Origin of the sequence: Bradyrhizobium sp. WSM1743, assembly GCF_000473065.1 — a bacterium.
GTDB lineage: Bacteria > Pseudomonadota > Alphaproteobacteria > Rhizobiales > Xanthobacteraceae > Bradyrhizobium.
The window spans coordinates 1-24,253 of sequence record NZ_AXAZ01000083.1; the positions used below are offsets into that span (position 1 = coordinate 1).

The window sequence follows — 24,253 nt, forward strand, 5'->3', positions numbered from 1 at the left end:
CCCACGCGGCTGTCGATCTCAACCCTCTTTCACCCAGACAATAGGCCAGCATCAGCCGAAGTAACGACACCGCATCTGGAATTTGGCGCCGCCGCACGAAAGCCTTCGTCTGGCGCGCACTTATTTCAAGCTGCGCAGCCCCGCCGAGCTGCGCAACCACTCTCGTCCAGTCCTCGTTCAGAAGCGATTCGTCTGCCATCCCGCCTTGGAATCACGTGTGATTCCAACACTCAAGAATAAACTTAACGCCTATGCGGCCTTCCCTGCGCCCTCTTCACAGAAGAGGGACAAGGAAACCAGCAAAACTCGGGCGTTTCGGGCCGCGAGAATGCTGAGCCATGTGTGGAACACTGGTGCTGTTGAGACGACCGAGCTTTCTCGCCTCGCCGGTATCGCTTGTGTGTCAGCGGCGGGCGGCGATCGCCGTCAGCTCCAGCCTGACGCCGGACCGAGATCCGCAACGCCAATGGCGGCACGCGCCGGCAGCTGGTCCGCGGTGAAATAGCGCTTCCACACCTGGTTGAGCGCCGCCTTGTCGGCGAGATCAGTCAAAAAGATCGTCGCTTGCAGAACGCAGGAGAGATCGGAGCCGGCCCCATCAAGCAGGGTCTTCAACTGGCGCAGCACATCGTCGGCCTGGCCTGCCATGTCGAGCCCCGCATCCTCGGGAACGATGCCGCCGAGATAGAGCACGCCATTATGCTCGACGATCTCGTGGAGCAGTCCTTCATAGGGCAGGGAACGTGCGATCACGATCGCATCCGTGGGTGTTGCGGGCTCGCTGCCGGGCGGAGGGCTCGCGTCGATGAGGAAAGCTGGTGCTGCCAGACAGGATTGAACTGTCGACCTCTCCATTACCAATGGAGTGCTCTACCACTGAGCTACGGCAGCATGTGCTGGGATCAGAATCGGCCGCTAAAGGGGCCTACCAAGCGGGCCGATATCTGCCACAAGCCCCCCTCCTGTGCAAGCTTGCAAGCCCCGTCAAAGCGAGAAAATCGGGCCGATATCGGGGCCAAAATGCCCGTTTTCGCACGAAACGACCGACTTTCCCCCGACTCGGGGGCCGAGATCCCCGCCCAACTGGCCAGTTGGCCCAGGGCCCAGATTCGATCCATTTCGAGTTTCGCACGATCGGATCGCGCCGGCCTCTTGAGCTGCCATGTTCGTTGGGCATGTTATGGCCGATCGCTGCGATGGACCTTTGATGACTGACCGGAACGACAAGAATTCGAAACAGGATCGGGCGTCCCGGGACGACCGGCTGAAATCGGCGCTGCGCGAAAACCTGAAGCGGCGGAAGCTGCAGGCGCGCGAGCGCGCCGCGATCACCGAGCCCTCGCAGAACGACGATGGTTCCCTAAATGAGGGGACCGCCGGCAAGTCCGGCGATTGAAGATCGGCAGCTAGACTTTTGGAATGAGTGGGAATGACGATGGCCCAGGACGAGGTGCAACGAACCGACAGGGAGGCGCTGATGGCGCAGTTCACGCGTCCCGAGCAAACCTTTCCGACGCTGACACAAGTCGAGATCGAGCGCCTGCGCCATTTCGGCGAGCTCAGGCACTATAAGGACGGCGAGTTGCTGTTCGAGACCGGCAAGCCCGGGCCCGGCATGTTCGTGGTGCTAGTGGGCCACGTCGCCATCACCCAGCGCGATGGGCTCGGTCACGTCACCCCGGTGATCGACCAGGGGCCGGGGCAATTCCTGGCCGAGCTCGGCCAGCTCTCCGGCCGGCCGGCGCTGGTCGACGGCCGCGCCGAGGGCGATGTCGAGGTGCTCCTCGTCCCGCCGGACCGGCTGCGTGCGCTGCTGGTGGCCGAAGCCGAGCTTGGCGAGCGCATCATGCGCGCGCTGATCCTGCGCCGGGTCAATCTGATCCAGGGCGGCATCGGTGGTCCCGTGCTGATCGGGCCGTCGAACGCCGCCGGCGTGGTGCGCCTGCAGGGCTTTCTCACCCGCAACGGCCAGCCGCATCATCTGCTCGATCCCAACAGCGAGCATGACGCCGCCGAATTGATCGCGCGCTATTCGCCGAAGCCGGAGGATTGGCCGCTCGTCGTCACGGCCGGCGGCACGGTGCTGCGCAATCCCAGCGAGACCGAGCTTGGCCGCGCCATCGGCATGATCGGCGGAGCCAAGGACAACCGCATCTACGACGTCGCCATCGTCGGCTGCGGACCCGCAGGGCTCGCGACCGCGGTCTACGCGGCCTCCGAAGGTCTCTCGGTTGCCGTGCTCGACACTCGCGCCTTCGGCGGACAGGCCGGCGCCAGTGCGCGCATCGAGAATTATCTGGGTTTTCCGACCGGCATCTCCGGCCAGGCGCTCGCGGGCCGCGCCTTCACCCAGGCGCAAAAGTTCGGCGCCGACATCATGATTCCGATGTCGGTGAGCTCGCTGGATTGCTCGCGCGCCAACGGCACCTTCGCCCTGGCGCTGGATTGCGGCGACACCTTGCGCTCGCGCGCGGTGGTGGTCGCGAGCGGCGCGCGCTATCGCCGACCCGAGATCGAAAACCTCGACAAGTTCGAGGGCCGCGGCGTCTGGTACTGGGCCTCGCCCGTGGAGGCGCGGCTCTGCGCCGGCGAGGAGGTGGCTCTCGTCGGTGCCGGCAATTCGGCAGGGCAGGCCGCGGTGTTCCTGTCGGGCCACGCGAAAAAGGTGCTGATGATCATCCGCGGCGGTGGCCTCGGGGCCAGCATGTCGCGCTATCTCATCGAGCGCATCGAAGCGACGCCGAACATCGAATTGATGTTCAACACCGAGGTCACGGCGCTCGAAGGCGACGAGACCTCGCTGCTGCGGCGCATCCGCTGGAAGAGCCGGCTGTCCGATGACGAGGATTCCGCCGACATCCGCAACCTCTTCCTGTTTGTCGGTGCCGATCCGGCCACCTCATGGCTCGACGGCTGCGGCGTCACGCTCGATCGCGGCGGCTTCGTCGTCACAGGCGCGCAGTCCGAGCAGAACCAGGGCAAGCTGGTGGCGCCGCTGGAAACCTCGGTGCCCGGCGTCTACGCCGTCGGCGACGTCCGCTCCGGCTCGGTCAAGCGCGTCGGCGGCGCTATCGGCGAGGGCGCACAGGTCGTGGCCTCCCTGCACGGCTATCTCGGCGACGCCGCAAAACCGGCGCTTTAGGCAAGCAGAAGCCAAGGGAATGGCAAGTCGAATGAGGCTTGCCATCGCGCCGGCAACTACAGACTATCCCTCATCCTGAGGAGCCGCGACAGCGGCGTCTCGAAGGAGAGGCCCAGCTGCCAAAGCCGGCCCTGCATGGTTCGAGACGGCGCTTGCGCGCCTCCTCACCATGAGGGTCAACATAGAACAAGATTCAAACGGGAGGACTAAATGGCTGAAGTCGTCGTGCTCTACAAGACACCCAAGGATGCTGCCGCCTTCGACAAGTACTATGCCGAGACGCACATTCCGCTGGCCAAGAAGCTTCCCGGCCTGAAGAAATACGCCGTCAGCAGGGGGCCGGTCGCATCTCCCGCAGGTCCTTCCGGAATCCATCTCGTCGCCATTCTCACCTTCGACAGCGTGGCCGACGTTCAGACAGCGTTCGCCAGTCCAGAAGGCAAGGCGACCGGCGCCGACGTGCCGAAATTCGCCAGCGGCGGTGCCGACATCCTGATCTTCGACACCAAGGACGTGTGAAGGATCGCTTCAACTTTCGTCGAAAGCCTGAATGCCCGTAGCCCGGATGGAGCGCAGCGTAATCCGGAGCCGCTATTGCTTGTGGCACGTTTCCCGGATTTCGCTTCGCTCCATCCGGGCTACAAACTAACAACTGCTGTCGTTTGCGACAGCGCTGCAAAAAATTCAGCTATGCGTTTGTCGATTCGCACGACGACGCGTGGCTGCGCTCCTGCATGTGACGACAACGCAGGTGGCAATCCCATGGGGACCGTAATACTACTCTCATCATCTCAATGCGGAGAGTAGGAGAGATGTCATGGTGCTTGGGTTGAGCCTGCCCGCCTTCACGTTGGTCCATGTCATCATCAGCCTGATCGCCATCGTCGCCGGCCTCGTCGTGATGTTCGGCCTGCTCGGCTCGAAGCCGATGCCCGGCCTCACTGCGATCTTCCTGCAGCGCCACCGGCTTCCTGTTTCCTTTCAAGGAGCTGCTGCCTTCGCACATCATCGGCATCATCTCGCTGGTGCTGCTCGCGATCGCCTGCTTTGCGCTGTACGGCATGAAGCTCGCCGGGGTCTGGCGTCCGATCTACATCGTGACCGCGATGATCTCGCTCTATTTCAACGTCTTCGTGCTGGTGATCCAGTCGTTCCTGAAGGTGCCTGCGCTCGCCGCACTCGCGCCCGCCGTGCCGCCGGCGCCGCCATCGGGTCCGGTGTTCGCCGTGGTGCAGGGCATCGTGCTGGTGTTTTTCGTGGTGCTGACGATCGGCGCCTGGCGCCGCTTCAGGCCGATGTCGTTTGCCTGATCGCACGATTCTCAACGTTCGCAGGTGATGCGAGGCATCGCATTCGGGACGTCGCATTACCATCTGCACATCGTCGGCGCGTGCCTGTTTGCGCGCACCAATTTCACCGAAAGAGAGTCATACATGCCCACCATCACCACCAAAGACGGCGTCGAGATCTTCTACAAGGACTGGGGGGCGGGCCAGCCGATCGTGTTCAGCCATGGCTGGCCGCTGTCGTCGGACGATTGGGACGCGCAGATGATGTTCTTCGTCACCCGTGGCTACCGCGTCATCGCCCATGACCGCCGCGGTCACGGCCGCTCGGCGCAGGTCGCCGACGGCCACGACATGGATCACTATGCCGACGATCTCGCCGCGCTCACCGCGCATCTCGACCTCAAGAACGCCATTCATGTCGGGCATTCCACCGGCGGCGGCGAGGTCGTGCACTACATCGCGCGCCATGGCGAGAGCCGGGTGGCGAAAGCTGCGATCCTCTCCGCGGTGCCGCCGCTGATGGTGCAGACGCCGGCCAATCCCGGCGGGCTCCCGAAGAGCGTGTTCGACGATCTCCAGAAGCAGCTCGCCGCCAGCCGCACGCAATTCTATCGCGACCTCCCCGCGGGCCCGTTCTACGGCTACAACCGCCCCGGCGCAAAACCGTCGGAAGCTGTGATCGAGAACTGGTGGCGCCAGGGCATGATGGGCGGCGCGAAAGCGCACTACGACGGCATCGTCGCGTTCTCGCAAACCGATTTCACCGAGGACCTGAAGAAGATCAACGTGCCCGTGCTGGTGATGCACGGCGACGACGACCAGATCGTGCCCTATGCCGACTCGGCGCCGCTGTCGGCCAAGCTGCTCAAGAAGGGCATCCTGAAAACGTACAAGGGATTCCCTCACGGCATGCCGACAACGCACGCCGAAACGATCAACGCCGACCTGCTGGCGTTTTTCAGGGAGTGAGGCTCCTACCCTCCCCTGGAGGGGGAGGGTCGATCGCGCGCAGCGCGAGCGGGGTGGGGTGACGGTCCCTCCGCGACGAACAGTGCCCGAGTGGAGAGATCACCCCACCCCGTCACGAGATCTCGCTTCGCTCGATCACGTGCCGACCCTCCCCCTCCAGGGGAGGGTAAGCCAGCTCACTTCAATATCGCCCTGATCGCATCGAAGGTGCGCTTCACGAAGGCCTCCGGCTTTTCGCGCGCGCCTTCGCCGATCCAGCTCTCGCCGCCGACGCGCATGGCGCCGGTGGCGATCATGGCGACGAGCCGGGCCTTCGATCGGTCCGATTTGGTGCGGGCGCGCTGTGCCAGCCCCTCGGCCAGCGCGCGCTCGAGCTTTTCGTATTTGAGCTGGTCGCGCGCCTGCAGCGCGGGATTGTCGCGCTTGAGTCGCGACATCGCTGCAGCTTCCGCCGGGTCGAGCCGTTTGACCGCCGCCGCGATCGCATTCTCCGCTGCCGTCAGCATGGATTCGTCCGCGGGCCGGGCGACGATCTCGGCGACCAGCGCACTTGCCGCGCCCTCCTGCCAGGCGGCGACCACGTCCTCCTTCGACGCGAAATAATGGAAGAAGCTGCGCCGCGACACGTTCGCCGCCGCCGCGATGTCGTCGATGGTCGTGGCCTCGAAGCCGCGCTCCAGGAACAGGGTCATCGCCGCGCGGGTCAGCCGCTCGCGGGTCTCTTGCCGCTTGCGCTCGCGCAGGCCGGTGGCGAGAGATTTTCCTTCCGCGGACAATGACTTGACGCTTATTCCGGCGACCTTCGAAGCCTTCAAATCATTTCACCTCTTGCAAACTTGCACTCAGTGCACATTTAGACCGGTCGCGGGCCCTTTCCCACCCCTGAAAGCCGCGGAGACATGGCATGACCGACTGGACCACGGCAGACATCCCCTCACTCAGCGGCAAGACCGTCGTCGTGACCGGGGCGACGGGCGGGCTCGGCTACGAGACGGCGATGGCGCTGGCGGGCGCCGGTGCCATTGTCATACTCACCGGACGCGACGACGCAAAGGGCTTGCGGGCGATCGAAGGCATTTGCGAGCGGTTTCCCGACGCGCTGATCGCCTATGAGCATCTCGACCTCGCAAGCCTTGCCTCCGTCGCCGATTTTGCCCGGCGCTTCGCCGCCGATAACGAACGGCTCGATCTCCTCGTCAACAATGCCGGCGTGATGGCGCTGCCGAAGCGGCAGCAGACGGAGGATGGCTTCGAGATGCAGCTCGGCACCAACTATCTCGGTCACTACGCCTTGACGGCGCGGCTGTTGCCGCAGCTTCGCCGCGGCAAGGCGTCCCGCATCGTCAATCTCTCGAGCCTTGCTCACCGCTCCGGTGCGATCAATTTCGACGATCTGCAAAGCAAGCATTCCTATCGTCCGTGGCGCGCCTACTGCCAATCCAAGCTGGCGATGCTGATGTTTGCGCTGGAGTTGCAACGCCGCAGCCTCGCCGCCGGCTGGGGCCTGATGAGCCTTGCCGCCCATCCCGGCTACGCGCGGACCGACCTCATTGCGAACGGCCCCGGCGCCAACACGTTGCAGTGGCGGGTCGGCCGGCTGTTGCAGCCGTTGATCAGCCAGTCGGCAGCCGAAGGCGCGCTGCCCACGCTGTTTGCGGCGACCTCTCCGGACGCCGAGCCGGGCGGCTATTACGGTCCAAACGGGTTTTACGAATTGAAGGGATCACCCGGGCCGGCGAAGATCGCGGCGCGGGCGAAGGATCTCGCTGCGGCGGCCATGCTGTGGGATGCCTCCGCAACGCTGACCGGTGTATCCTTCGACGAGATCGCGGCCGCCGCATGAGTCGCGAGGCCGTTGGGGACATCAATAGCCTCTAACCGGCCGTTAGTTTGTGCGGAAATTTCACGGCCCGCGCGCGTTGAGCCCTGTCCACTGCGAAGGAGAAGCGTCGGCGATGTCGCCCCAGCTCAAACTGATCGCGCTCGACGCCGACGATCTCGCCGTGATCTCGACCCATGTCCAGGACGCCCGGGTCCAGACGTCTGACATCATCTGGCGCCAGAGCGAGAAGCGGCTTGTGGTCGGAATGAGCCGGCTGGACTGGGAGCAGACGCTGGAGGGCGAGACCGAGCCGCGCCGGCTGGTTGCCGCGCTCCGTTTCGACCGTGTGCTCGCCTGCAAGTCGCGCAACATCGACCTCGCCGCGCCGGACAAGGTGCTGGATCTCGTCGGCATTGAATTTCATCCCCAGGACGGGCGCCATGAGGAGCCCGGCGGCAGCGCCCTGCTTTTGTTCGCCCGGGGCGGCGCCATCCGCCTGGACGTCGAGTGCCTGGAATGCGAACTGACCGACCTCGGGGCCGACGCGCTGGGAACGGGACCGGGCATCGAGGAATGAGGCGGTATACCAGCGCCCAGCAAACCGGTGTCGTCCCGGCGAACGCCGGGATCCATAGCCACCGGGGGTCATTATTGAGCACAATCGGGGCCCCATCTCGTTTCGACAACAAGGCCCTGGGGTTATGGGTCGCGGCGTCCGCCGGGACGACATCTCGCAAGGGTTGACGGCGGGTGGCCGCCGCGCCATTGAGCAGGGGACCTGGTGCGCCCGATCCGCCCCTCAAGACCAGCCAGAAGCCAAGCGAAACATGCCCGTTCGCCTCGACCGCAGCAGCGCCGATTTTGACCAGCGATTCGCCGCCTTCCTCGCCGCCAAGCGCGAGGCGTCGGCCGATGTCGAGGCCGCCGCGCGCGCGATCGTCGACGACGTGGCCAGGCGTGGCGATGCCGCCCTGCTCGAAGCCACGGCAAAGTTCGACCGGCTGAGGCTGGATGCTTCGTCCTTGCGCGTCTCCGCCGCCGAGATCGAGGCCGCCGTGAAGGCCTGTGAGCCTGCGACGCTTGATGCACTCAAGCTGGCGCGGGACCGCATCGAGACTTATCACCGCCGCCAGCTGCCGAAGGACGAGCGCTTCACCGACCCGCTCGGTGTCGAGCTCGGCTGGCGCTACACCGCGATCGAATCCGCCGGCCTCTACGTGCCCGGCGGCACTGCTGCCTATCCGTCATCAGTGCTGATGAACGCCGTGCCGGCGAAAGTTGCCGGCGTTGCGCGCCTCGTGATGGTGGTGCCCTCGCCCGACGGCAAGCTCAATCCGCTGGTGCTGGCGGCGGCGCATCTCGGTGGCGTCACCGAGATCTACCGTGTCGGCGGCGCGCAGGCGGTGGCTGCGCTCGCGCACGGCACCGCGACCATCGCGCCGGTCGCCAAGATCGTCGGCCCCGGCAACGCCTATGTCGCCGCGGCCAAGCGGCTGGTGTTCGGCAAGGTCGGCATCGACATGATCGCCGGCCCCTCGGAGGTGCTCGTCATCGCCGATGACACCGGCAATGCCGACTGGATCGCCGCTGATCTGTTGGCGCAAGCCGAGCACGATGCGAGCGCGCAGTCGATCCTGATCACGGACTCGGCGCGCCTTGCCGCCGATGTTGAAAAAGCCGTGGTGACGCAGCTGAAGACGCTGCCGCGCGCCGCGATCGCAGGCAGCTCCTGGGCCGATTTCGGCGCCGTCATCATGGTGAAGAACCTCGACGACGCGATCCCGCTCGCGGACGCCATCGCTGCCGAGCATCTCGAGATCATGACCGTCGATCCCGACGCGCTCGCCGCAAAGATCCGCAATGCCGGCGCGGTGTTCCTCGGGCCGCATACGCCTGAGGCAATCGGCGACTATGTCGGCGGCTCCAATCACGTGCTGCCGACGGCGCGCTCGGCGCGATTTTCCTCGGGGCTCGGGGTCGCCGACTTCATGAAGCGCACCTCGATCCTGAAATGCGGACCCGATCAATTGCGTGCGCTGGGTCCGGCCGCAATGACGCTCGGCAAGGCGGAGGGGCTGGACGCCCATTCGCGCTCGATTGGATTGCGCCTCAATCTGTCATGACAAAGCCGCCCGAACAGGACGACTCCAACAATCGCATCGTCGGCGTCACGCTCGACGAGGACTCGATCGGCCGCTCCGGGCCGGACATCGAGCACGAGCGTGCGATCGCGATCTACGATCTGATCGAGCAGAACCTGTTCGCGCCCGACGGCGCGGAGGGGAAGGGGCCGTTCACGCTGCATATCGGCATCACCGGCAACCGGTTGATGTTCGACATCCGCCACGAGGACGGCACGCCCGTTGTCGCGCATCTGTTGTCGCTGACGCCGTTCCGGCGGATCGTGAAGGACTATTTCATGATCTGCGACAGCTACTACCAGGCGATCCGCACCGCGACCCCTGATAAGATCGAGGCCATCGACATGGGCCGCCGCGGCATCCACGACGAGGGATCGCGCACGCTCCAGGAGCGGCTGAAGGGCAAGGTGCGGGTCGATTTCGAGACCTCGCGCCGGCTGTTCACGCTCATAACCGTCCTTCATTGGAAGGGGTGAGCGCGATGGCGGGTCCGCCACGCGCACGCGATCCGCAATCGGTGCTGTTCGCCTGCGCGATGAACAGCGTGCGCTCGCCGATGGCCGAGAGCCTGTTGCAGCACATGTTTCCGCAAGGCCTCTACGTGAAGTCGGCCGGCACCAGGAAGGGCGAGCTCGATCCATTCGCAGTGGCCGTGATGGCCGAGCTCGGCCAGGACATCTCGGCGCACAAGCCGCAGACCTTCGAGGAGCTGGAGGACTGGGAGGGGCTGAATTTCGACCTCATCGTCACGCTCTCGCCCGAGGCGCATCACAAGGCGCTGGAGCTGACGCGGACACTCGCGGCCGAGGTCGAATACTGGCCGACGCAGGATCCCACCACCATCGAAGGCAGCCGCGACCAGAAGCTCGCTGCCTATCGCGAAGTCTGCGACCAACTGCTGATGCGCATCCGCCGGCGCTTCGCCAAGGTGGGCGCGGCGTCAGGCTGATCTCGTGCCCCGGACGCAGCGCCTCTTCTCCCTCGCCCCGCTTGCCGGGGAAGAGGGTCGGGGTGAGGGGAGTCTCCGCAAGGACGGTGATAGTGAGAATCGTGGAGAGTCCCCCTCACCCGGAATTCAAGCACGCTTGAATTCCGGCCTCTCCCCGCGTGCCGGGAGAGGCGAAGAAGGCGTAACACCCGCGTCACAGAGCGTAGGCACATGCGTGCTGGGGAAGCCTCGAATCACCAAACCTCCGGTTCCCGGGTTGTGAAACCGGCCCCCTTCCGATAGGTTCCGCGCGCAATTCACCCCGCTTCATCCCCCAAATCACCCGATGCTTGGCCGCCCCAAATTCGTACTTGCCTCCGGTTCGCCGCGTCGGCTGTCGCTGCTCAACCAGGCCGGCATCGAGCCGGACGCGCTCCGGCCGGCCGACGTCGACGAGACGCCGAGGCGGGGCGAGCTGCCGCGCGCCTGCGCCAATCGTCTCGCGAGGGCCAAAGCTGACGCCGCGCTGAAATCGGTGCAGCTCGACGACGAGCTGCGCGGCGCCTTCATCCTCGCGGCAGACACGGTGGTGGCGGTCGGTCGCCGCATCCTGCCCAAGGCCAACCTGGTCGATGAGGCCGCGCAGTGCCTGCGGCTGCTGTCGGGCCGCAATCACCGCGTCTACACCGCGATCTGCCTCGTCACGCCACGCGAAGCCTTCCGCCAGCGCCTGGTCGAGACCCGCGTGCGCTTCAAGCGTCTGTCGGAGGACGACATCCAGGCCTATATCGGCTCCGGCGAATGGCGCGGCAAAGCCGGCGGCTACGCCGTGCAAGGCATCGCCGGCTCCTTCGTGGTGAAGATGGTGGGATCCTACACCAACGTCGTCGGCCTGCCGCTCTACGAAACCACGGTGCTGCTCGGCGGCGAAGGTTTTCCGATCCGCTTCGGCTGGCTCAACGCGATCGCGGTGTGAGTGCGGCGGCTCCGCCGCCCGCTTCGGAGGCCTGCGGAATGCACGCGTTGCCGTCTACGGAACCCGTTTGCCGACCAACGCTTGAACTCCTTCACCCCATGTAAGCTGCCGACGTCATGGACGACGAAGTCAAAAAGCCCGCCAGCCCGCTCAAGACCTGCCCGATCTGCGGCAAGCCACAGGCGCAGGCCACCCGCCCGTTCTGCTCCTCGCGCTGCCGCGACGTCGATTTGAACCGGTGGCTGAAAGGCTCCTACGTCATCCCTGGTCGCGATGACGAGGTGGACGACGTCGAATAACTAAGTAAAATCAATTCATTACACGTGCGGTCAATGCGCCGCGCGTAAGCCCTGGCAGGAAGGTCCGACCTTGTGCACAGCCGGGCCCTGCCCCACGAAGCCAAAGGCGAAGCGTGGGTGGACAGGCCGCTTCTAGCCCACTATAAACCGCCCGCTCGATGGGCTTTGGCCCCTCTCTTGGAGCACGCCCAGGTAGCTCAGTTGGTAGAGCATGCGACTGAAAATCGCAGTGTCGGTGGTTCGATTCCGCCCCTGGGCACCATTTTCCCACCATTCAGTATAAAACCGCGAGCCATTGCAGAGCGGCGGTGTCGTCGCCGACGCCTCAGCGGATAGCAGCCTGCCGCTCCGCTCCGTGTCGCCTGGGCGCCACTTCGACCGCCGAAGCCAAAAGGCTCGGCTGGAGCAAGACGGTGAACTCTTCGAGCGATAGCGGCGGAGAGAAAATATAACCTTGCGCCATGGTCGCGCCGTTTTCGGCCGCGAACCGAAGGTCTTCGGCCGTTTCGATGCCTTCTACGACCGTTTCGAACCCCAATTCGTCCGCAAGTCCGAGCGCCAGGCGAAGGATCGTCTGCTTCTCGCGGTCTTCCGCGACACCCGCGACGAGTGTGCGATCGAGCTTCACGGCGTCGAAGGGGAGCCTCGCCATCGTCGAAAGATTCGAATAGCCGGCTCCGAAATCGTCCATTGCGAAGCGTATGCCCAATTGCCTGAGCAGGCTTATTCTCTCGCGCACGACATCAGGATTGCGCATCGCGACCGACTCTGTGACCTCGATCTCGAGGTGTGGCGGCGGGAAGTCGGCCTCGCGAACGGTCGTGACGATATCCTTGATGAACAACGGGTCCTCGATTTCCGTCGCCGCGACATTTACGGCGAGCACGAGGTTTGAGCCGGCCCGGATCAGGCCCCCGATTTCGGCGAGCGCGCGCCTGAGCACAAAGCGGTCGATCTCCATGATGAGACCGATCTCTTCCGCGATCTTGATGAAGCGCTGAGGAGGAATGTTGCCCTCCTTCGGATGATGCCAGCGCGCCAGCGCCTCCACCCCCACGATGCGGCCATCCACGCAGGACACCTTGGGCTGGTAATGGACGACGAGCTCTTCATTGCGGATCGCCAAGGCGAGATCGGTTTCGAGCGCATGCCGGGCACACGCGACCTCTGCGAGATCCGGAGTGAAGAACGCGTGGGTGTTGCGTCCCGAGCTCTTCGCGACGTACATCGCAAGGTCGGCGCGGATCAGGAGATCGTCATAGGTTGTGCCGTGGGTGGGCCAGATCGCAACGCCGATGCTGACGCCGATGGTCGCATGGTTGCTCTGGAGCTTGAAGGAAACCTGCAGCGTCTCGATCATCTCGCGGGCACAGAGGCTCGCGGCCTCGACCGTCTTCACCCCAGCGATGATGGCGACGAACTCGTCGCCCCCGACCCGGGCGAGCAGACTTTTGCCGGCAGCGACCTTGGAGGTCAGCAAATTGCTCAAGCGCTCGGCCACCATCTTGAGCAGCTCGTCGCCAGCCTTGTGCCCGAAAGTGTCGTTGATGGATTTGAAGCCATCGAGGTCGAGGAAGAACAGCGCTCCGCCTTCTTCAGCGTCGATGAGCGCCGGCGCATCGACGCGCATCTTCTCCCGATTGGGAATGCGGCTCACCGTATCGTAGAAAGCGAGCTGACGAATTCTTCGCGTGCTGGCCCGCAAATGCGTCAGCATTCGCTCGAATGCGAGGCCGAGGCCGCGAACCTCGCCGATGCCCGTTGCACGGAACGGAACGTCGAGATTGCCTCCCGCGATTTCCTGGGCGGTCTTGGCGAGCGCCGAAAGTCCTTTCGTGAGGTGCCTTACGGCGGCCAATAGCGCGACGACCAAGGCACCGAGCGCCAGCGCCGCGGATGCCAGGAACTGCCACATCAGCGAACGGGTATGGGCGGCGCCGATCTGGAACATCTGATCGCGTGTCGTCGTCACGAGCGATGCGCTCGCGAACGTACACACCTTGAGCGTCGCCTCATATTCGACACAGCGCGCGACGTAGTTGCCGTCATCCGAGCGCTGCAGCCCGCCCAAACGCGTCCTGGCGCTGCTGAATTTCACCCCTTCAGGCCCCGCGGAAGACACGATCTCGTTGTCACCCATGATGATGACCACGCCGGCATTCGCCAGCGAAGTGAAGTTCTCGAGAGTCCGCTCCGTGCGCCCGAGCGGTCGGATGGCGACAAGCGCGCCGATGAGGTCGCCGAAGTCGTCGAACACGGGCTCGATTGCGGTGTGCGCTATAGTGCGGCGCTGCGGCAGGTCAAGCGCTGACAATTCACCCAATTTGAGCTCATAGGTGCCTTCCTCACCCCGCGGGTGCGAGCGGCTATTGTCCTTGAGGATCGCCCTGAGATTGACAGAGAGGTCGGTCCCCTCGATCGCCACGTTCAGAGCGAGGAGGTCGAGGGGCGTGTTGGCACCGATCACGCGACCGGTTTCGTCGAAGGCGATCAGCCTTTCGAAGCCGGAGGTCGAAGCAACGATGCTGAGCAGCTCGCGGATAGTCACATCGTTGTTCGAGGCGACCGCCTTGGCGACATCGGCGCGCTGCGCGATCTGACGCAGGCGTGATGCGGTTTCCGCGCCGAGGACCTCGATTCGCGCTCGCGCCAACTGCGCCTCGCCGTCGAGGCGATGAGCGAGCTGGTCTTCTGAGAGTTCACCCAGTGCCGCAGCCTGCTGCCTCAGTTGCTGCTGCAGGCGTAGCGCCGTCAAGCCACCGATGAGGCCGAGCCCGAGCACGCCGGTCGCGAGCACGACGGCAACAAGGCGCATGGCGATAGACGAGGGGAAACCTGGCCCCCCGGACGGAACGGCCCAACGACGCCAGCGGGGCGGCGCCCTCGATGCCTTCGCCATATCGGTGTCAATCGCCACCACTGCCAGCACCCTGAACTTGCGGGGACCGATCAATGTCGCTCCTGAGGCCCCACTGACTTGTCTTCCAGGCGCCGAATTTAGGCGAGTGAAACCCTCTAAATCGTCTATTTGTCGTCTATTTGTGGCTGGTTGATTACCAATTGGTTTTTCGAAACCATCAGATTGTGTGCTTTCACTTTCTGTTCGCCACACTGATGATTCCAAAAGGCACGGTTTTGCGACAACAGAAGGTTTAGGTTTCTTTGCCAGATTGTGCACCTCGTGGTTCGAAGGGGTCTGCAATGGCATTTTCGAGGATAGTGGCAGCCCTTTTGGGCCTTTGCCTTGCGGTGGTGAATGCCGCTGGCGCCGAAACACGCAAGCTCGACATCGTCGGGACCGGAGACGGCATCGATGTCCTGCGCGCCATCGCCGCGAGCTTCATGCAGCAGGAAGGAGCGGCACGGGTCGACGTCCCGCCGAGCATCGGTTCCGGCGGAGGCATCGCGGCCGTGGGGTCCGGTAAGGCGATCTTAGGGCGCGTCGCCCGCCGCCTGACCGACGCCGAAGCGGCTTCCGGCATCGTCTACAAGGCGATCGCCCGCCTGCCCTCGGCTTTCATCGTCCACCCCGGCTGCGGAGTGAGTGCCGTGACCAGTGCTCAGCTCGTTGCGATCTATTCGGGCCGCCTTGCGAATTGGAAGGAGCTGGGCGGCGCCGATATGCGCATCCGCGTCGTGCGGCGCGAGGACCAGGACAGCACTCTCACCGTGCTGCGGGCCAGCATGCCCGGCTGGCATGATCTCGAGATCACCGATAAATCGAAGATAGCGACGACCACGCAGGAAGCGATCGAGACGGTTCGCGAAGTTCAAGGCGCGATCGGCTTCGGTCCTTTCTCACGGCCGTTGGAACAGGGGCTCACGGTGCTTCGCGTGGACGGCCACTACCCGACGGACGCGGATTATCCCTCGAGCGTGGTGCTGGCGCTGATCTATTTAAATACGTTGCAGGATCCGGACGCCCTGGCTTTTCTGCGCTTTGCCGATGCGCAGAAGGCAGCCGACGTCATCACCAGCCTCGGTAGTCTGCCCGTCAAGCCGTGAGGCGCGGCGGCTCGGCGGTCGCCGGTGCTGCTGAACTCGGCATCGGCTCACAGACCGGGGCGATGAGGCTGCTCCCGGCTTCGCCATAGACGGGTGACTTTGTCCATCAGCGATGGGGTTTGAGAGCTCGGCAGGAAAGGATCGGCGTAGCATTGCGCATTGGCCGAGCGGGCCTTGTTCTTCACGATCTCGACGAGGCCAACGGGGCCGGCGACGTAGACCGTATCTTCCAGCCCAAGCAGAGGCAGGTAGTGCGATGGGCGCCCAGGCCTGATCGGCAGGGTAGACCCGACCTCCGTCGTCGCAATGACGTCGCGGACACCGTCGTCGATCAGCCACTGCAACGAGGGGAGCATATAGAGATTATCGACATCCCGGCTGCCGGCGACGATCGCCATCTCGCGGTTGCGCTGGGTCGAGCGCGCCGAGCGGGCGAGCGCCCAGATCGGGGCCCAGCCTGCTCCGCCGGCGACCAGCACCAGCGGCCCCTGGCCCTGTCGTAGATAGGCTTGTCCGAAGGGGCCTTGCACATGCGCCGCATGGCCGGGCCTGATGGCTTTGCCGAGCTGCCCCGACACGGTGCCGTCAGGCAGGCACCGGATGTGGAAGACGAGTTCGGCTTGCTTGAAGGAACCATCGAGCCTGAAGGTTGGGCTGAACTCGCGCGCAGGATAGCCGGAAAACTTGACGCGCACATATTGTCCCGGCCGAAACTCGAGCGGCGCTGAGGTCGTCAGCACGACTTCGGCGATCTCCGACGAGAGCTGGTTGATCTCGGTGACGGCGCCCGCCCGCTTCACCGGTAGCGGCAATTCTTCGAATTCGATCTCAGCATCGCCTGCGACCGCTGCCTGGCAGGCGAGCACAGTGCGGCCATGGCCCGAGCCGCCATCATCGACCGAGCCCGAAACGACCGTCACCCGGCAGCTCTGACATTGTCCCGATCTGCAGTCGTGTGGAACGAGAATTGAGCCGCCGAGCGCCGCGTCGATCAGGCTTTCGCCGGCGCGGGCTTCGACGAGCTTGCCGTTGATGACGAGCCGACAATGCCGCTTCATCGCGACGCCTCTAGGAGGGGCCTCCGGTCGAGCCCGTCGCCCGTCATGAGACGCCTATTTCTGCGACACGACACGCACCGGACGGTTATGGCTCGCATGCCGCGTCTGTGCGTGGTCGAAGACAGCGACCCACATGTAGAGATCGCGGCCTGGCACGAAGGCTTTATCATATCTGCCATCGCTTTTCATGTTGCGCGTCAGCTCGAGCGTCCAATGTCCGTTGCTCCATTTTGAAACCCCGGCGACATTGGCTCGCTCTCCTTCGGTGTCGCCGGCAATAATCACGCCGGGCAGGATCGTGCCAACGGGAATCCTCGCGTCGGCCTCTGGCGTGTAGGGTTCGCTCTCCCAGTCGAACATGTACCAGCGGCCGTTCTCGTCGTCGCTGCTGTTGGGATCAAGATCGAATTTGCCGAGGGCTGCGACTTGCGCCTTCAAGTCCTTGGGCAGCCGCAGAACCGTGACGGGCCCTTTGTCGTCCCGGTGGATGAACTTGAAGTTATACGAATAAAGAGAGCGGCCAGGCTTGTTCCAATAGCCGCCCTGATAGCGGGCATGGTAATTCTGCTCGTCCAGGGTCGGGGCGTAGGGCGGGCCGATATATTGGCTGTCGACGCGCCCGAGCATGCCCCCGCGCGACGCCTTCCACTGCCACATGTCTATGTAGCTGCCATCCGTCGTGTAGTGGAAGCCCCGGCCGTTGATCGGCATCGGTTTGCCGGGCAGCGGGTTGGCGCCGAGATCCGTCGCGCCTGCGCCGCCGAGCGATGGATTATCCGAGAAAATGACCGCCAGTTTATCCTCGTAGAAGTCGGTGGCGTCCTGCAGACCCGCACGCTCGTCGAGGGCGTGCCAGCCATCCTCTTGCTTGATGATCGGAATGCGGCGGAGGGAGCGCGTGGGATCCTCCCAGCGGAAGGCAAAATAGATTTTCTGCCCGTCGTGCAGGGCGCGCACCTCCACGAGCGATTCGCCCGATCCGCCGAGATTGGCACCTTGCTGCGTGCGAATGAAGACGGGGAGCGCGCGAGACCAGGCGGGATCTCCCATGGCCCCGTCGAGCTTGGGCGCGGCGCTCACCCGCGCGACGACGAGCGTATCGCGCGTCGCCCAATCGAGTCCGGCGACGCCGCACGCGACTGCCACCCCGATTGCAGCGGCGACAAGAAGAGGCCTCGGCCGCACGGCCTTCGTGATCGCGAGCGCCGTCGGCCGAAACACGCGGAAAATCTGCTGCCAGCCGCCATAGAGATAATGCGCGCCGACATGCGCGAAGATATAGACGAGCCCGACGAAGGCGGCGGTCGAGTGGAGATAAGCCCACCAGCCGCCATAGCCGAGATACATCATGACGCCTGTCCCCGTGAGGAGGATCACGAGCGCATAGACGAACCAGTGCAGGAAGACGTTGACGGCTCCCCACTTGAGGCGAGCCGGGGCGCGCATCGCGAGGATCCGCGTCTTCTTGGGACTGTTGCGCTCGACGAGGCCGCTGCGCGCAAGGTAGGCGACGTAGGCCGACCCGCAGAAGAAGACGGCGAGCCCCGCGAGGAAATGCCAGGAAAAGACCTCGCCCTGCGGCAGGACCGGAGCGAGCCATTTCGAGAAGGGGGCATGGAGCGCGTCCGCTGCGATGCGTATGCCGGTAACGAGGCTTACGACGAACGCGAGCGCGGTCGCCCAATGAAGGATTATCGTCCCGACATCGGTGCGTGGCGGGCTTTCTCGAGTCTTTGTTTGAGCGAGGCGTCTTTCGGTCAAGGCATCAGCGTTCGTTCGAGCGGTGACATCGTTCATCGCACAAAGGCTACCCACGGTAAACCAGCAGTTGCAACAGAAAGGCTGCGAAGCATTGGGGATTTTGCGAGATGACGTGTCGCCGAAGAAGCCAAGGCGACCGGCAACGATCATTATCCCAATCAAAGTGGTGGGCCAACAAGCCGCCCTCGGGGCATACGCCAGTCTCGAAGTCTGGTCTCCAATCCTGCTTAGCTCCGGTGCTGTGGCAGCTCAGAGCGCGGCCGTTGCGCCAGTGTCCATCATAAACTCGGCGGAAACGGTTGGGGGGCGTAGGTGGCCGATGTCCCCATGCAGCATGAATTTATATAGCAATTTCAATTACATACGAGTTCGTGGTTTTGTTCTGACTGGCGCACCAAATCTACGCTTTTCTACGCTGGAGCACGATCTTGTACGATGGCGCCTCGCCAGATGATCGGCGCGAGGCGCGCTCGCGTATTTCTCTTCCTAGGGCTCGCTAAGTCTACGTACGTCAAATCCAGCGTTCACGACCACGCTTCCGCACGCCTTTCCACGCCGGCCTCCGCGATCGACACTATCTGTTGACCGTCGACCAGCTCGAAACGGCATCGTACCGGCGCCTTCAGAGCAGCGCACGCGTGGAAGAGGCATTTGGAAAATCCGGCCCGCGGCGGTGTCTGGAATCAAGGCATCTAAGTCGTTCGGCAGGGCTTGGCCGAGCGTCTAGGCTCCCGCCACAAAGGCCGCGCAATCCCGCGTGGCTCCCGCAGGAGCGCAACAATGAAGCAACTCAAGGAGATTGCCATCGAAGCTCATGGAGGCCTCGATCGATGGCGGCAGTTCGAGCAGGTGTCGGCCGATCTTGTGCAGGGCGGCGTACTGTGGCCCTTGAAGGGACAGGCTGTCACCCTCGAGCGGACCAACTTCACCGTGGGTCTGAAGAGGCAGTGGGCGTCACACGCTCCGTTCGGCGCTGACAATCGGCGCTCGCGCTTTGAGCCGAGCCGGGTGGCTCTGGAAGCAGACAACGGGCGTTCAACAATCTCGGCATCGGCACCTCGAGCGGCCGGACGCCCGACACGGTGGAGCAGATGGCCTCGGATGCCGAGACGTTCATACGAGGCCTTGGCTCTCCAAAGGTTGACCTCCTCGGCTTCTCCCTCGGCGGCATGCTCACCCAGGTGCTTGCCGTGCAGCACCCCGGTTTGATCCGCAGGCTCATTATCGCCGGCGCCGCACCGCGCGGGGGCGAGGAACATCTGCTCGCCGTAGTCGACGAAGCCTTCGCCCGAGGCGCGACGGATGTGCGGTTGCCCCTGTTCTTCACACCCTCCGAAGAAAGTCAGCGCGCCGGCCGCGCCTTCGTCGCCCGCGCAACGATGCGCAAGGAGAATCGTGATCCGGACAGCGGTGAGGATGTCAGCAATGCGCAGGCGAAGGCAATCATTGGGTGGTGCGCCAGGAAGCATGAAGGCGAGGCGACGCTCCGCGCCATCTCGCAGCCTACGCTCATCGTGCACGGCAGCGACGACACGATGTTTCCGAGCATCAACACCTACAACATGTTCAAGGCGATGAGGAACGCCCAGCTCGTTCTCTATCCGGACTCCGGCCACGGGGCGCTGTTCCAGTATCCAGCGAGGTTCGTTGCCCACTGCCGAACCTTCCTGGACGAGTGAGGGAAGAGACAGATGCGTGATCTTCAGCAGCAGGCAATCGAGGCCCATGGCGGCCTCGTTGGCGTCGACATCACGGACTATCGCTTCGAGTGAGGTCGGCTATAGCGAACTCCCGCCGCCGTGCCAGCGCTCACGCCACCATACCAAGGACAAACAGTGGTTCCTCCTGTCGGTGGTTGCGTATGATTCCCTCCCTGGGCACCATGTCCGCCTGAGACGAGCCCAGTGCTCCCCGCTGCGCCTCAACCCCCGTACAGATAGTTCGGCAACCACAGCGTCATGCCCGGCCAGAGATACATGATCACCATGCACAGGATCACGATCAGCATGTAGGGCATCATGCCGGCGAAGATCTGGTTCAGCGTGACGTGCTTCGGGGAGACGCCCTTGAGATAGAACGCCGACATCGCGACCGGCGGCGACAGGAACGCGGCCTGCAAGTTCACGAACACCAGCGTGCCCCAAAGGATCGGATCGATGTTGAAGTGCTTCAGCATCGGCAGGAAGATCGGTACGAAGATGATGATAATCTCGGTCCATTCGAGCGGCCAGCCCAGCACGAAGATGATCGCCTGCGACAAGATCATGAACTGCACCGGCGTCATGTTGAGCGACAGCACCCAGCTTTCCAGCAGCGCCTGACCGCCGAGAATGGCGAACACCGCCGAGAACAGCGCCGAGCCGACGAACAGCCAGCACACCATCGCGGTCGTCTTTGCGGTCAGGAACACCGCTTCCTTGGTGCGCTTCCAGTCGAGCGTGCGGGCGTGGAAAGCGAGGATGAAGGCGCCGGCGGCGCCGACGCCGGCGGACTCGGTCGCGGTCGTGATGCCGAACAGGATCACCCCCAGCACCACGACGGTGAGGATGCCGAGCGGCATCACCGACGACGTCAGGAGCTTCAACACTTCGAAGCGTTCGCCGTCCATGCGCAAGTAAGAGCGCGCTGTCCACGCCGCCATCACCGCGGCCGATATCGCGAACCAGATGTAGAACTGGGTGTCCGGGCCCTTTTCGGCGGGCGACAGCTCCTTCGGCTCGACCGGACTGCCGAGCTGCTGCAGGCCTTCGACGGCTGCGCTCGCGGCGCCGGCCTGCTGGTGGATCACGACGTACCACCAGACCGTGCCGAGCACGGCTGCGGTCATCAGGAACGGCACCAGCGAAATGAGGAAGTGCTGCACGATCGCGCCATAGCCCATCGGCTTGCCGTCGATCACGAGCGCCTTCGCTTTCGTCGGCGACAAAAGCGCCTTGGACAGCCCGACGAACAGGTTCGGTGAGTAGAGGGTCGAGAACTTCGTGATCCATTCCGGCACGTTGACGCGGGTCTGTTCCTCCGGCAGCGGCGGGGCGATCTTCGGGTTGATCATCGCCCAGCCCACGACATAAACGAGGTAGAGGAACGCCAGGAAGAAGCCGGGAAGCATCGCCGCCGCATAGAGCTTCACCACGGACTGGCCGGCGACCGCGGCATAGACGATGATCATCACCGAAGGCGGGATCAGGATGCCGAGCGTGCCGCCCGCGGTGATGACGCCGGAGGCGAGCTTGACGTCGTAGCCGGCGCGCAGCATCGGGTTGAAGGCGATCACGCCCATCAGCACCACCACGGCGCCGACGAGCCCGCTGGCGATGCCCCAGAAGGTGCAGACAATCAGCGTCGCGACCGCGAGTGAAGCAGGCAGGCGGCGGAAGGCGAGCTGGATCGAATAGAACATCTTGTCGACGAGGGCGCCGCGTTCCATCACGTAGCCCATCAGCACGAACAACGGGATGGAGATCAGCACGTCGTTGGTCATCGCCCCGTAGGTGCGCTGGACCATCAGGTCGAAAACCTTGTTGTGAGTCCAGCTCTGCGACGGGTCGTAGAAGGCGATGAAGCCGAAGAACATGCCAAGGCCCATCAGAGTGAAGGCCGTGGCGAAGCCCATCATGATGACGACGACGATGAGCGTCAGCATCAACAGGCCGAGTGCCGGATCGCTCATGTGTTCAGGTCCCCGCCCATGCCGCGCTGCCGCGCCATTTCATCGATGCGTTGCGCGCCCTCGATGGCGAGCTTGCGCGATTCCTCGTCCACGTATTCGGAGTGCGCGAGCTGCTCCTCGATGACGTCGGTCTCGGCGACGTCGGCAAGCCGGCTCGGCCATTCGCCGGTCTTCAGGCACACGACGCAGCGGATGATCTCGGCGATCCCCTGCAGCATGATCAGCGCACCCGCGATCGGGATGACGGTCTTGAAGTGGTAGACGGGCGGGCCCTCGGCCGTGACGTTGGAATGCTCGTTGATGGCCCAGGAATCCGCGGCGTAGAAATAGCCGGCATAGATCAGCGCGGCGATGCCTGGGATGAAGAACACGAAGTAGAGAACGAGGTCGAGCGCGGCCTGCGTGCGCGGGCGCATCGAGGAATACAGGAAGTCGCCGCGGACATGGGCGTTCTGCGCCAGCGTGTAGGCGCCGGCCAGCATGAACAGCGACCCGTACATCATGTTCTCGGCGTCGAAGATCCACGCCGTCGGCATGTTCACGGCATAGCGCTTGAACACTTCGATGCAGACCACGCTCATCAGCAGGATCATCAGCCAGGCGGTCGCCTTGCCGACCCAGGTGGAGATGCTGTCGATCGTGCGCAGTAAACGCCGTACACTCATGTGATAAGGTTCGGCAATTAAATATGACCCCAACATAGCACAAGGCCCCATCCGGCGGGTGGTCCGGACGGTGCCTTGCCCGTTTTATTTTCAGCGTCAGATCTTTTTGGCCGCGGCGTTAGCGCCGAAATAGTGGTCGTAGGCCATGCGGCGGCTTACCACTGTGTCCTGCTCCCACTGCGTCGCCCGCTGCGCGAATGCGATTTGCGACTGCAGGATCTCCTTGAACAGCGGATTTTCCGCAGACTTCTTCTTCGCGACATCGTCATAGATCTCGAGTTGTCGCTTCAGGATAGAGTCCGGCGTCTTGTAGAACTTGACGTTGTCCTTGGTCTGCAGCTCCGCATAGTCCTTGGAGTAGCGGTCGATCGCCTTCCAGGACATATCTGCCGAAGCTGCGTCCACCGCGTTGGCGATGATCGCCTTCATCTTATCCGGCAGCGCGTTGTACTTGTCCTTGTTGAAGGTGATCTCGAACTGCTCCGCGTTCTGGTGATAGCTCTGCAGCATGCAGACCTTGGAAACGTCGGGGAAGCCGAGCACACGGTCGGAGGTGGCGTTGTTGAACTCTGCCGCATCGAGCAGGCCGCGGTCCATGGCGGAAACGATTTCGCCTCCGGGCAGCGCGTTCACCGCCGCGCCCATTCCCGCATACACGTCAATGGAGATGCCGACCGTCCGGAACTTGAGGCCCTTCATATCGTCAACTTTCGTGACCGGCTTCTTGAACCAGCCGAACGGCTGGGTCGGCATCGGCCCGTACGGGAACGACACCACGTTGGCGCCGATCGATTCATAGAGCTTGGCGAGCAGCTCCTTGCCGCCGCCATAGCGGTGCCAGGCCAGCAGCATGTTGGCGTCCATCGCAAAGCCTGGTCCCGAGCCCCAGAGCGCCAGCGCGGTCTGCTTGCCGTAGTGATAGACCAGCACGCCATGGCCGCCGTCGAGCACGCCCTTGGACACGGCATCGAGCAGGCCGAAGGCGGGCACGACAGCGCCTGCCGGCAGCACTTCGATCTTGAGCTCGCCGCCGGTCATGTCGTTGACCTTCTTGGCGTAGTCGAGGGCGTATTCGTGGAAAATGTCCTTTGACGGCCAGGTGCTTTGCCAGCGCATGCTGATCGGCCCCTGGGCGCTGACGACGCTCGGCGCGGCTACCGTCGCGGCGGCCCCCGCAGCAGCGACCTTGAGAAAGCCGCGGCGGCTCGAAGTGCTGCCCTTGCGTGATTTGGTCATGGCTGCCTCCTCCCCTGGAAGAGCGATCCCTTTGCGGATCAGCTCCTTTTTTAATTGGAACCAAGTCAAAGTCCTGCGCAGGGGTTTGGCAAGAATGTTCGGGGTGATGCGACGCTACGACGCGGACTACGGTGACGATGCGCCGCACCAGGACCAGACCACGGAAGCGTAGCCCGCCTTTCCCATGAAAACCCGCTCGCCGCCGAGTGCGGCGAAGCCGAACTGCGGTGACACTGCACTCGATGCACGCTCGCGAGGACTCCGCGACCGCGAGGGGTCTGCGAGCGATCCG

Annotated in this window: 20 protein-coding genes, 2 tRNA genes and 3 pseudogenes; 15 read left to right on the top strand and 10 right to left on the bottom strand. The window is 63.9% G+C overall.

Annotated elements, in window-relative coordinates:
• From YU9_RS49590 to YU9_RS0133145, 3 genes and pseudogenes are all read right to left on the bottom strand, one after another.
• Window positions 1-199 (bottom strand): annotated as a pseudogene (locus YU9_RS49590) (hypothetical protein); the annotation flags it as partial.
• 227 nt (window positions 200-426) lie between these two features.
• Window positions 427-753 carry a Rid family hydrolase gene (locus YU9_RS0133140; protein WP_027576627.1) on the bottom strand — a complete coding sequence of 109 codons (327 nt, stop codon included), beginning with the start codon at window positions 751-753 and terminating at the stop codon, window positions 427-429.
• A 63-nt stretch (window positions 754-816) separates the two neighbouring features.
• Window positions 817-891, bottom strand: a tRNA-Thr gene (locus YU9_RS0133145).
• A gap of 316 nt (window positions 892-1,207) precedes the next feature.
• On the opposite strand from YU9_RS0133145, the gene YU9_RS0133155 reads away from it, so the two are divergent.
• The 5 genes and pseudogenes from YU9_RS0133155 to YU9_RS0133175 all read left to right on the top strand — a co-directional run bounded on the left by YU9_RS0133155 (window position 1,208) and on the right by YU9_RS0133175 (window position 5,400).
• The gene (locus YU9_RS0133155; protein WP_027576629.1) at window positions 1,208-1,396 is read left to right on the top strand and encodes a hypothetical protein; all 189 of its coding nucleotides are present in this window, start codon (window positions 1,208-1,210) and stop codon (window positions 1,394-1,396) included.
• A 39-nt stretch (window positions 1,397-1,435) separates the two neighbouring features.
• A complete protein-coding gene (locus YU9_RS0133160) occupies window positions 1,436-3,142 on the top strand; it encodes an FAD-dependent oxidoreductase (protein ID WP_027576630.1) in 1,707 nt (568 codons plus the stop codon).
• 210 nt (window positions 3,143-3,352) lie between these two features.
• Window positions 3,353-3,661, top strand: a complete 309-nt coding sequence (locus tag YU9_RS0133165) for an EthD family reductase (RefSeq protein WP_027576631.1) — start codon at window positions 3,353-3,355, stop codon at window positions 3,659-3,661.
• 298 nt (window positions 3,662-3,959) lie between these two features.
• Window positions 3,960-4,452, top strand: a pseudogene (locus YU9_RS43225) (hypothetical protein).
• A 123-nt stretch (window positions 4,453-4,575) separates the two neighbouring features.
• On the top strand, window positions 4,576-5,400 hold the full coding sequence (locus YU9_RS0133175) for an alpha/beta fold hydrolase (protein WP_027576632.1): 825 nt from the start codon (window positions 4,576-4,578) through the stop codon (window positions 5,398-5,400).
• A 176-nt stretch (window positions 5,401-5,576) separates the two neighbouring features.
• On the opposite strand, the gene YU9_RS0133180 is transcribed toward YU9_RS0133175, so the two are convergent.
• Entirely contained in the window at window positions 5,577-6,215 is a 639-nt protein-coding gene (locus YU9_RS0133180; RefSeq protein ID WP_027576633.1) for a TetR/AcrR family transcriptional regulator, read from the bottom strand.
• Between the two features lie 89 nt (window positions 6,216-6,304).
• Between YU9_RS0133180 and YU9_RS0133185 the strand changes: the two genes are divergently transcribed.
• From YU9_RS0133185 to YU9_RS0133220, 8 genes are all read left to right on the top strand, one after another.
• Window positions 6,305-7,243 carry an SDR family oxidoreductase gene (locus YU9_RS0133185; protein ID WP_027576634.1) on the top strand — a complete coding sequence of 313 codons (939 nt, stop codon included), beginning with the start codon at window positions 6,305-6,307 and terminating at the stop codon, window positions 7,241-7,243.
• Window positions 7,244-7,355: 112 nt separating this feature from the next.
• Complete coding sequence (locus YU9_RS0133190; protein WP_027576635.1) at window positions 7,356-7,799, top strand: DUF2948 family protein; 444 nt, start codon at window positions 7,356-7,358, stop codon at window positions 7,797-7,799.
• Window positions 7,800-8,049: 250 nt separating this feature from the next.
• Window positions 8,050-9,345: a histidinol dehydrogenase gene (hisD, locus tag YU9_RS0133195; RefSeq protein WP_027576636.1), complete on the top strand. Its 1,296-nt coding sequence runs from the start codon at window positions 8,050-8,052 to the stop codon at window positions 9,343-9,345.
• Window positions 9,342-9,839, top strand: a complete 498-nt coding sequence (locus tag YU9_RS0133200; protein WP_027576637.1) for a UPF0262 family protein — start codon at window positions 9,342-9,344, stop codon at window positions 9,837-9,839. Before hisD ends, YU9_RS0133200 begins: the two co-directional genes overlap by 4 nt.
• A 5-nt stretch (window positions 9,840-9,844) precedes the next feature.
• Window positions 9,845-10,312, top strand: a complete 468-nt coding sequence (locus tag YU9_RS0133205) for a low molecular weight phosphatase family protein (RefSeq protein WP_027576638.1) — start codon at window positions 9,845-9,847, stop codon at window positions 10,310-10,312.
• 325 nt (window positions 10,313-10,637) lie between these two features.
• Complete coding sequence (locus YU9_RS0133210; RefSeq protein WP_027576639.1) at window positions 10,638-11,267, top strand: Maf-like protein; 630 nt, start codon at window positions 10,638-10,640, stop codon at window positions 11,265-11,267.
• A gap of 116 nt (window positions 11,268-11,383) precedes the next feature.
• Window positions 11,384-11,566 carry a DNA gyrase inhibitor YacG gene (gene yacG / locus YU9_RS0133215; RefSeq protein ID WP_027576640.1) on the top strand — a complete coding sequence of 61 codons (183 nt, stop codon included), beginning with the start codon at window positions 11,384-11,386 and terminating at the stop codon, window positions 11,564-11,566.
• Window positions 11,567-11,752: 186 nt separating this feature from the next.
• Window positions 11,753-11,828 (top strand) — tRNA-Phe (locus YU9_RS0133220).
• Between the two features lie 63 nt (window positions 11,829-11,891).
• Here the strand turns inward: YU9_RS0133220 and YU9_RS0133225 are convergent.
• Window positions 11,892-14,843, bottom strand: coding sequence for a bifunctional diguanylate cyclase/phosphodiesterase (locus tag YU9_RS0133225; RefSeq protein WP_245266620.1), 2,952 nt, complete (start codon window positions 14,841-14,843; stop codon window positions 11,892-11,894).
• Between YU9_RS0133225 and YU9_RS0133230 the strand changes: the two genes are divergently transcribed.
• Entirely contained in the window at window positions 14,768-15,571 is an 804-nt protein-coding gene (locus tag YU9_RS0133230; protein ID WP_027576642.1) for a substrate-binding domain-containing protein, read from the top strand. The genes YU9_RS0133225 and YU9_RS0133230 overlap by 76 nt on opposite strands.
• Window positions 15,572-15,618: 47 nt before the next feature.
• Here YU9_RS0133230 and YU9_RS0133235 read toward each other — a convergent pair whose 3' ends face one another.
• A complete protein-coding gene (locus tag YU9_RS0133235) occupies window positions 15,619-16,629 on the bottom strand; it encodes a 2Fe-2S iron-sulfur cluster-binding protein (protein WP_027576643.1) in 1,011 nt (336 codons plus the stop codon).
• A gap of 54 nt (window positions 16,630-16,683) precedes the next feature.
• A complete protein-coding gene (locus tag YU9_RS0133240) occupies window positions 16,684-18,426 on the bottom strand; it encodes an ethylbenzene dehydrogenase-related protein (RefSeq protein WP_027576644.1) in 1,743 nt (580 codons plus the stop codon).
• Window positions 18,427-19,424: 998 nt separating this feature from the next.
• On the opposite strand from YU9_RS0133240, the pseudogene YU9_RS43230 reads away from it, so the two are divergent.
• A pseudogene (locus YU9_RS43230) lies at window positions 19,425-20,069 on the top strand (alpha/beta fold hydrolase); the annotation flags it as partial.
• Window positions 20,070-20,311: 242 nt separating this feature from the next.
• Here YU9_RS43230 and YU9_RS0133255 read toward each other — a convergent pair.
• From YU9_RS0133255 to YU9_RS0133265, 3 genes are all read right to left on the bottom strand, one after another.
• Entirely contained in the window at window positions 20,312-22,060 is a 1,749-nt protein-coding gene (locus YU9_RS0133255) for a TRAP transporter large permease subunit (RefSeq protein ID WP_027576645.1), read from the bottom strand.
• The gene (locus YU9_RS0133260; RefSeq protein WP_036018747.1) at window positions 22,057-22,725 is read right to left on the bottom strand and encodes a TRAP transporter small permease subunit; all 669 of its coding nucleotides are present in this window, start codon (window positions 22,723-22,725) and stop codon (window positions 22,057-22,059) included. The genes YU9_RS0133255 and YU9_RS0133260 overlap by 4 nt, the downstream gene beginning before the upstream one ends.
• 96 nt (window positions 22,726-22,821) lie before the next feature.
• Window positions 22,822-23,961 (bottom strand): TRAP transporter substrate-binding protein, encoded by a 1,140-nt coding sequence (locus YU9_RS0133265; RefSeq protein WP_027576647.1) that lies wholly within the window; start codon window positions 23,959-23,961, stop codon window positions 22,822-22,824.
• Window positions 23,962-24,253: the final 292 nt, after the last annotated feature.

Bases quoted from the DNA above. Each gene is read 5' to 3' on its own strand.
- YU9_RS0133175 (WP_027576632.1), top strand. From the start codon at position 4,576: ATGCCCACCATCACCACCAAAGACGGCGTCGAGATCTTCTACAAGGAC.
- YU9_RS0133205 (WP_027576638.1), top strand. From the start codon at position 9,845: ATGGCGGGTCCGCCACGCGCACGCGATCCGCAATCGGTGCTGTTCGCC.
- YU9_RS0133240 (WP_027576644.1), bottom strand. From the start codon at position 18,426: ATGAACGATGTCACCGCTCGAACGAACGCTGATGCCTTGACCGAAAGA.
- YU9_RS0133165 (WP_027576631.1), top strand. From the start codon at position 3,353: ATGGCTGAAGTCGTCGTGCTCTACAAGACACCCAAGGATGCTGCCGCC.
- YU9_RS0133260 (WP_036018747.1), bottom strand. From the start codon at position 22,725: ATGAGTGTACGGCGTTTACTGCGCACGATCGACAGCATCTCCACCTGG.
- YU9_RS0133200 (WP_027576637.1), top strand. From the start codon at position 9,342: ATGACAAAGCCGCCCGAACAGGACGACTCCAACAATCGCATCGTCGGC.
- yacG (WP_027576640.1), top strand. From the start codon at position 11,384: ATGGACGACGAAGTCAAAAAGCCCGCCAGCCCGCTCAAGACCTGCCCG.
- hisD (WP_027576636.1), top strand. From the start codon at position 8,050: ATGCCCGTTCGCCTCGACCGCAGCAGCGCCGATTTTGACCAGCGATTC.
- YU9_RS0133235 (WP_027576643.1), bottom strand. From the start codon at position 16,629: ATGAAGCGGCATTGTCGGCTCGTCATCAACGGCAAGCTCGTCGAAGCC.
- YU9_RS0133230 (WP_027576642.1), top strand. From the start codon at position 14,768: ATGGCATTTTCGAGGATAGTGGCAGCCCTTTTGGGCCTTTGCCTTGCG.
- YU9_RS0133210 (WP_027576639.1), top strand. From the start codon at position 10,638: ATGCTTGGCCGCCCCAAATTCGTACTTGCCTCCGGTTCGCCGCGTCGG.
- YU9_RS0133265 (WP_027576647.1), bottom strand. From the start codon at position 23,961: ATGACCAAATCACGCAAGGGCAGCACTTCGAGCCGCCGCGGCTTTCTC.
- YU9_RS0133160 (WP_027576630.1), top strand. From the start codon at position 1,436: ATGGCCCAGGACGAGGTGCAACGAACCGACAGGGAGGCGCTGATGGCG.
- YU9_RS0133190 (WP_027576635.1), top strand. From the start codon at position 7,356: ATGTCGCCCCAGCTCAAACTGATCGCGCTCGACGCCGACGATCTCGCC.
- YU9_RS0133255 (WP_027576645.1), bottom strand. From the start codon at position 22,060: ATGAGCGATCCGGCACTCGGCCTGTTGATGCTGACGCTCATCGTCGTC.
- YU9_RS0133155 (WP_027576629.1), top strand. From the start codon at position 1,208: ATGACTGACCGGAACGACAAGAATTCGAAACAGGATCGGGCGTCCCGG.
- YU9_RS0133185 (WP_027576634.1), top strand. From the start codon at position 6,305: ATGACCGACTGGACCACGGCAGACATCCCCTCACTCAGCGGCAAGACC.